Raw genomic sequence first — 6,300 nt, 5'->3', positions numbered from 1 at the left:
GGTCAGTTTGCACCGAAACAGAGGGGTCAATTTGGAGCGGAATAGAACGTCAGTTTAATTGCGGAATGATAGGGTCAGTTTTGCCGAAACTCCCAATAGGGCATATGATCACCTTTTTGAAAGATATAGTAAATGATATGTTCTGAGAGGTATTCTTTGAAATCCGCGCTCAGAAAAGAAATGCCTGATAGTGTATTAAATAAGAGATCGTTATTCATTGGTATTTGTTTTATCCTTCCCATCTTGAGACTGGAATTTATCAAAGCCTATACATATCGTAGTCAATTGTTATCCTGGACATCTTAATAAGGTATGAGCTTTCGCCTTGAGGCTCCAAAAGAAGCAAAGATTTGATAGCTGGTCAAGTGTCTGAGGGTGTCTTCACTATCAAATAATTGAATAGAAAAGCGCTTGTATTTACCTTTATTCGCAAATATTGGGTGTCTGATATGGTTTAAATTTCTTTTTGAAATAATAATAACTATTATTTAGCTTTGTGCTGTTAACTGTCTTTCTTATAAGGAGAAGGCTGTTTTGCCTGAATATAAACTGTATGGATACGATTTTAAATGGTCTTAAAGGCTTTCTGTCTGACTACATCTCAGATGATCACGAGAGAAGATTATTCTGTGAAACCCGGGAGTTTTCTGACCTTGTCAAGAATGAATGCAGGAAGATACGGACCGCTGTGAGGCAGGCGGCGTATGCACTGGATACAAATCATTCAGCACGCGCCGATTACATTGGATATCTGCAGTTTGAGATTTCATCTTTGAGCAATGATATCAACATTTATTGCGCTCCAGGCTCAGCGCTGACTCTTGCCACCAATGGCTTGCTTGATTTTTTAACAACCGAATTTAAACTGCACTTCAATATCAACCTGCCTGTACCCGCTAATCTGAGGACGGAAAAAGTGCAGGCCCGGATGTCCATGCTAGAAGAGCTGGAGAAGTTAATGGACAGTAATGGAGCAGATCCGGCGTTGGCAGGATTAGTTGCAGACTATATCAAACAAAATGGGTACCGAATCCATACGTTCTCAGATCTTTATTATTACAATCAGTTTTGTGACAGACTGGAGGAACTGTGTAAAGAAGAGTCGAAACGAAGCTTACAGACCCGGTTGATTGAAAAATTATTTTATATCAATTTCAACTCTCTACCCTTTATAACCTACTGTTCTGCAATGTATCCTTCAGAAGCAGAGCACAAACAACAAAGAAGCTCCCTTGAGATGGAGACGACTCTGTGCCTGCAAAATTTGAGTCATAAACCACAGCACAAGGGCTTAGCTTTTGATGACTCTGACAGGCCTTTAAGAACAATGCTTAAAGAAATGGTGAAATATCAGCAGGAACGCATCTTTGAGCAGAAGCAAAGTAACACAGATCATTTGGCCGACTTACCTAAAAAACCATTCATAACGGCACACATGAACGTGAATGTATTAACGATCATCGCACGTGCGGCACATTCTTCCAACACTTTCACAACCGATACGTATGTAAATCTATACTCTTTTATAGCGGATCATGTAATGACGAAAAATCATCCTGGGCCCTTGTCTGCAACCAGTATCAAAAATAAAACACAAAGTGCTGATACCAATGACGCTGCGGTAGCAGTGCGGCATTTACATAACGTTATCCATCAAATTGTGAGAAAGTATAATCTGGAAGAGCACAGGAATACAATGCGGTAATAAGTGAGTTTTACCCCACGCAACGGCAAACAACACAGCGCTGGTGTTTTTCAAATTGACTACTTGGCCGAAGAAGTTGAGAGAGCTGAGATAACTGACTAGGTAGCGTAGAATTCCTGATACCATTTAGAAAAAGGGTAACCAACTAAACAGCTAAGACTCGATCGGAAACCAGTTGTTTTTTTATATAAATTAGGGCGTGATATTTGTTTATAAATTTCTAACGACATAAATATGTTTAATGTATGAGCAAAAATGGTGGTTGGACAGTCGACCTTAAAGAATACGCACATAATATCCGTGTTGATCTCAGACTAGGACTGTCTATATGCGATTCTACTAAAGAAAAACGAACAAATTTGATTAAATTGGGTAACGTACTGACTGGTCAAATGAAACGTTCTTATCAAATCTCATATTATAAAGATGCCTATAATTACGATACTGTTAGGAGCGGTCTAGACTTTTATAGAAATAAAAGTATAGCAATACCTGTTAAAAAGTTGGTTAACGTGTCGTTATCAATTGTATATAGAATCATTTCGAATGTAAACCAACGGATGAACAACGAGCATTTATTAAATATCGTTCCTGATGTAGGGGAAATGCATCAATATTATGGTATGGCTAATAAATTGGGAGGAAGTGATGTGTTGTTAAACGAGTCAAAAGTTGATAATATTATAAAAGGCTTCGATAATAACACACTACCACACGAGTTTGGTCATACACTTGGTCTGGTACACGTAGACTTGAACATTGCCTCTTCATACGCCAAAAACCAACAGTTTCCAATAATGAGACAACGTACTAAAGATAGTACCAATGTAATGTTTGGAGGAAAAAGTAGATATATGCATAATACTACATCAACTACAATAGTACCGGAACAAATTGATGTAATAATTATTAATTATAGGTCTGGGATTATAAATCAGTGATCATGAAAAGAATATTCCTCTGTCTTGATGTGACCCTTATATTTATAGCATTGACAATATGGTTATCTGAAAATAATGTACTGGCAGACGGCTATTTAAAATATGGGATACCCTTCAATTTTTATGCTTATTCTGAGGCGAAATCAGATGATCCAAATTTTTATACCAGTCAGGGATTTTACCCTAAATACTTGTTTTTAGATTTACTGGTGTTGTTGATTTTGATAGTGATGGTAAATTATCTGGCTGTAAAATTGAAGTTTATAAGAAAAGTATAAGTAAAACTATCCAGCTATACCTGTTTTTATGTCTTGCCAAATCCAACATTGCTGAACAACATTTTTCACAGGAGATCTGGCTGTCGTCTATTATTTTATCGCTTATCCTTGTTTTAATAATCTCTGTAGTAGTATCTATTTAGCCGGTGGCTCCCATGTTTTGATCAATTTGCATTCTAACGAGGTTAAATCTATATTACACTATTATGTTCAGAATATCCTACATTTCAATCCCGATAAGGTTTTGTTTCAAAATCCAAAATCCAATTATTTTCGTTCATAACACTCATTAATTCTTTTAAAAGTTAAATGAAAAATAATAACAATCTAACAGGCAAAACCGTATCGGCCAATATTCGAAGAGTCAGAATAGAAAGAAACTTTACCCAGGATTATCTGGCTGCTAAACTCTCCATCTCTCAAAATGCATACAGTAAAATAGAGCTGGGGTATAGCAAGATTACACTAGACAGGCTCATCGCTATTGCAATTATTCTTGATGTTTCGGTGAGAAGCCTCCTTAATCAGGACGGAGCTGAATAGAGCCTGATAATTTGGTTTGAAAGAAGGATTTATGCAGGACTGAGAAATACAACGGTTCACAAAGTAAGTACTAGGATCTAGTCACTTTGAACTTTACGGCCAGGTAGTCGAAGAGCAAGACCAGAATGCCCAGTATTACCAGATCAAGCATGAAGTATTCCGGATTGAAACCTGTCTGAATCAGATCTCTTGGTCCTAAATTACCCACTTTCCCTTCAGTATAAATATAAAATGGGAACGGAAATCCGATCTTCGACCAGTTGTCGGAAGAAGCTCCGTACGTTGAATAAAATCCTGTTATAATGACAAATACTATTATTGCTATTAGTGTAGGAGCTTTCCTGATTTTCATTATCTTAAATTTATTTCACCGGTTTGTATCCCATATTTTTACTCTACTTGGTTGTGGACTTTGTAATGCAACATTATTATAAAACAAATTTCATAGTAATGGGTTTTGATTGTTCGTCCATCCTACGAAAAACAGTTAGTTAATTTTTTACCCTTACCAGTTTGAACTGGTGAGGGTTTATTTTTACAGGTAGTTTTCCGGCAGTGGAAAAACGGAGGGAATTTGATTAAGTTGGCTAACGTATTGGTCAGTCAATGAAGCGGACCCTATCGGTTCCCCTGGAAATTCCAACTGAGTCCCAAAAAAAATATCAACACTGGAATTTATGCCACCAATTGAGTCGAAATTAGATAGCTTTTATATTTCTGCTTGCGTGAGTGGCAGTAGCTCCCAAATTCTATTTCAGTTTATTTTGATAGTATTCAAATACACGCTGCTGAAAGGCTAGCTTTTTCTCGTTCAACTTTTGCGCCTGTATTTCTGCCGCTTTTAGTCCTGCCATAGGGTTCATGACTTTAAACTGGGCAAACCAGGCCTGGTTATAAGAGGAGTGTTTGTATTTGGCCATGAACTCTTCGGGAGAATACCAAATCTTTTCAGTGCTGCTATATATCCAGCATTTATGCCGCAAGGCTTCTTTCACCAAAATATTGATGTTAGTGAAATGTGCTGCCTGCTGGTCTTCATTGAAACCCATTTTACAAAATTGTGCTATTAAGGTTAGTATCTAGAGTTGTATCAAAAAGGATGTTTTAAACAGGGTCATCAGTTCCTCCCAGGCCCTCTAAGTGGATTTATTGTCCAAATATTCTCTGTATTCCTTGTCATCCTTTTTTATAAAAACCCTTTTGGATGTTTGATAATTCAGTTCACCGAAATTGAACCACAGTGTGAATTCAAAGCTGAGCAAATCATTGTTCATGCACCACTGTTTCAAAATGGGCATCAAATGATTTAGGAAACTTGTTGAATAGGCCTTGAGGTCTGGTAATACATGTTTGGCCTGGTATTCCTCACTCAGATGTGCAAAATGAAATGATAAAGCATCCTTCAAATACATGATAAAATAACACTCGGGAGGCAAGTGAGCTTTTAACCGGCTTTTATCCACCCATTCCATTAGCATTAAAACTAATTCTTTCTTAATTGCGCGATCTATTTCCATCTCGTAAACTTTAACAGCAAATATATTACTAAATAAATTAGCATTTTATACTGTTTTCATGTGAGTTTTCAACAATCAGATTGCACATCGTATTTGGGTTATAATTCAACCCAGGCTCATCTGTGGCCTGCAAACCCTTTATAAGTTTGCTTTGGCATCTATGGAAAATGACTGCGCTCACCATCACTGTAGGAGGGAGCCCACTATTATTGCTACAAAAGTGCAGGCAGCACACACGGTGTCATCCTATAAGCTGATCTGTAGCGAAACTGGTTAGAATGAGTAGCAGATGGGACAACTGCCTGCTTCATGACTATCGCTAATCATCCAGGAATAGTTTTTCTCCTCTCATTTTGAAGTCGTCCCTTGCTTGTTTATCTTCTATCTGCTGAATGACAATTGCTGTTGTTTTAATCTGCTGGATGCATTCTTGAATTTGGATTTTTACTAGCTCACGATCTTTTCCATCATCCGACATGCCTTTGATTTCTGTTTTCATAAGCTGATCCTTTAAGTGTTTTTCAGTAACAAATTTACCACCTTAACTAAAGATGAAATGGGACAAAAGTCCCAATATTTAGACAAAGTTACTTTCGAATCTCTGGGTGCTCGACGGACGCCTTTAAAATTCATATATAATTATTGTTTGGGAAGGGAATAGGGTTTGATGCCGGTTACACATGGAACTTTCAAACCTAACGCAGACTTTATAGGGTGTATAATTAATAAGCCTGCAAACCCACTTATTAGTGTTTTTATTTAAAAATCATTATACAAATATTAATTTATGTGATAAATTTGCAGAATTATTATTATTTACATGCGAATATGATAAATTACTTTATTACCGAGTTTGTTGGTAGACGACTAAGAGCATTGCGATTAAATTCAGGCTTTACAGAACGGGAAATCTGTAAGAAATTACAAATGAAAGCGGGTAAATTTTCCCAGCTTGAAAACGGATTGACAGGTATTCCTCTCTGGCGCTTAATGGAGATTGCCGAATTCTTTGAGATCGGCATACATGAACTTTTAATAAGGGATGGAAATTCTGGTGGTCCGGAACTAACGGCGGAACTTGAATCCTTAGCCAGGATGAACATCCGGCAGGCTGAAGAAATAGCAAGGTTACAACGAAAAGTTATGGAACTATACTGCAGTTTGCAGCCTCACTGTATGACCGCCAAATCAAGATGAAGAATGCGATAGGATATCGTCTATGAGTATAATAAGCTGATTTTCAAAGATGATAAGTTTCAGCAGCAGATCGGCTGTACTCCCTGCACAACCTATGCAGCTGACTCACCGTATGTATC

8 protein-coding genes are annotated in these 6,300 nt (G+C 37.4%); 5 read left to right on the top strand and 3 right to left on the bottom strand.

Going from position 1 to position 6,300, the window contains the following annotated elements:
• Positions 1 to 553: 553 nt before the first annotated feature.
• The 4 genes from FN831_RS23470 (at position 554) to FN831_RS23455 (ending at position 3,467) form a co-directional block, all read left to right on the top strand.
• Complete coding sequence (locus FN831_RS23470) at positions 554 to 1,705, top strand: hypothetical protein (RefSeq protein WP_142530641.1); 1,152 nt, start codon at positions 554 to 556, stop codon at positions 1,703 to 1,705.
• 245 nt (positions 1,706 to 1,950) lie between these two features.
• On the top strand, positions 1,951 to 2,646 hold the full coding sequence (locus FN831_RS23465; protein ID WP_142530640.1) for a hypothetical protein: 696 nt from the start codon (positions 1,951 to 1,953) through the stop codon (positions 2,644 to 2,646).
• 2 nt (positions 2,647 to 2,648) lie between these two features.
• Complete coding sequence (locus FN831_RS23460) at positions 2,649 to 2,924, top strand: hypothetical protein (RefSeq protein WP_142530639.1); 276 nt, start codon at positions 2,649 to 2,651, stop codon at positions 2,922 to 2,924.
• Positions 2,925 to 3,233: 309 nt separating this feature from the next.
• Positions 3,234 to 3,467 (top strand): helix-turn-helix domain-containing protein, encoded by a 234-nt coding sequence (locus FN831_RS23455; RefSeq protein ID WP_142530638.1) that lies wholly within the window; start codon positions 3,234 to 3,236, stop codon positions 3,465 to 3,467.
• A 70-nt stretch (positions 3,468 to 3,537) separates the two neighbouring features.
• On the opposite strand, the gene FN831_RS23450 is transcribed toward FN831_RS23455, so the two are convergent.
• From FN831_RS23450 to FN831_RS23440, 3 genes are all read right to left on the bottom strand, one after another.
• Positions 3,538 to 3,819: a hypothetical protein gene (locus FN831_RS23450; RefSeq protein WP_142530637.1), complete on the bottom strand. Its 282-nt coding sequence runs from the start codon at positions 3,817 to 3,819 to the stop codon at positions 3,538 to 3,540.
• 397 nt (positions 3,820 to 4,216) lie between these two features.
• Entirely contained in the window at positions 4,217 to 4,516 is a 300-nt protein-coding gene (locus FN831_RS23445) for a hypothetical protein (RefSeq protein ID WP_142530636.1), read from the bottom strand.
• A gap of 787 nt (positions 4,517 to 5,303) precedes the next feature.
• The gene (locus tag FN831_RS23440) at positions 5,304 to 5,483 is read right to left on the bottom strand and encodes a hypothetical protein (RefSeq protein ID WP_142530635.1); all 180 of its coding nucleotides are present in this window, start codon (positions 5,481 to 5,483) and stop codon (positions 5,304 to 5,306) included.
• 329 nt (positions 5,484 to 5,812) lie between these two features.
• On the opposite strand from FN831_RS23440, the gene FN831_RS23435 reads away from it, so the two are divergent.
• The gene (locus FN831_RS23435; protein ID WP_142530634.1) at positions 5,813 to 6,181 is read left to right on the top strand and encodes a helix-turn-helix domain-containing protein; all 369 of its coding nucleotides are present in this window, start codon (positions 5,813 to 5,815) and stop codon (positions 6,179 to 6,181) included.
• The last annotated feature ends 119 nt before the right edge of the window (positions 6,182 to 6,300 follow it).

The organism is Pedobacter westerhofensis (genome assembly GCF_900182595.1).
Lineage (GTDB): Bacteria > Bacteroidota > Bacteroidia > Sphingobacteriales > Sphingobacteriaceae > Pedobacter > Pedobacter westerhofensis.
This window is presented reverse-complemented; position numbering and strand designations above follow the sequence as displayed.

Coding starts and splice junctions, on each gene's coding strand:
- FN831_RS23470 (WP_142530641.1), top strand. CDS start 554: ATGGATACGATTTTAAATGGTCTTAAAGGCTTTCTGTCTGACTACATC.
- FN831_RS23465 (WP_142530640.1), top strand. CDS start 1,951: ATGAGCAAAAATGGTGGTTGGACAGTCGACCTTAAAGAATACGCACAT.
- FN831_RS23460 (WP_142530639.1), top strand. CDS start 2,649: ATGAAAAGAATATTCCTCTGTCTTGATGTGACCCTTATATTTATAGCA.
- FN831_RS23455 (WP_142530638.1), top strand. CDS start 3,234: ATGAAAAATAATAACAATCTAACAGGCAAAACCGTATCGGCCAATATT.
- FN831_RS23450 (WP_142530637.1), bottom strand. CDS start 3,819: ATGAAAATCAGGAAAGCTCCTACACTAATAGCAATAATAGTATTTGTC.
- FN831_RS23445 (WP_142530636.1), bottom strand. CDS start 4,516: ATGGGTTTCAATGAAGACCAGCAGGCAGCACATTTCACTAACATCAAT.
- FN831_RS23440 (WP_142530635.1), bottom strand. CDS start 5,483: ATGAAAACAGAAATCAAAGGCATGTCGGATGATGGAAAAGATCGTGAG.
- FN831_RS23435 (WP_142530634.1), top strand. CDS start 5,813: ATGATAAATTACTTTATTACCGAGTTTGTTGGTAGACGACTAAGAGCA.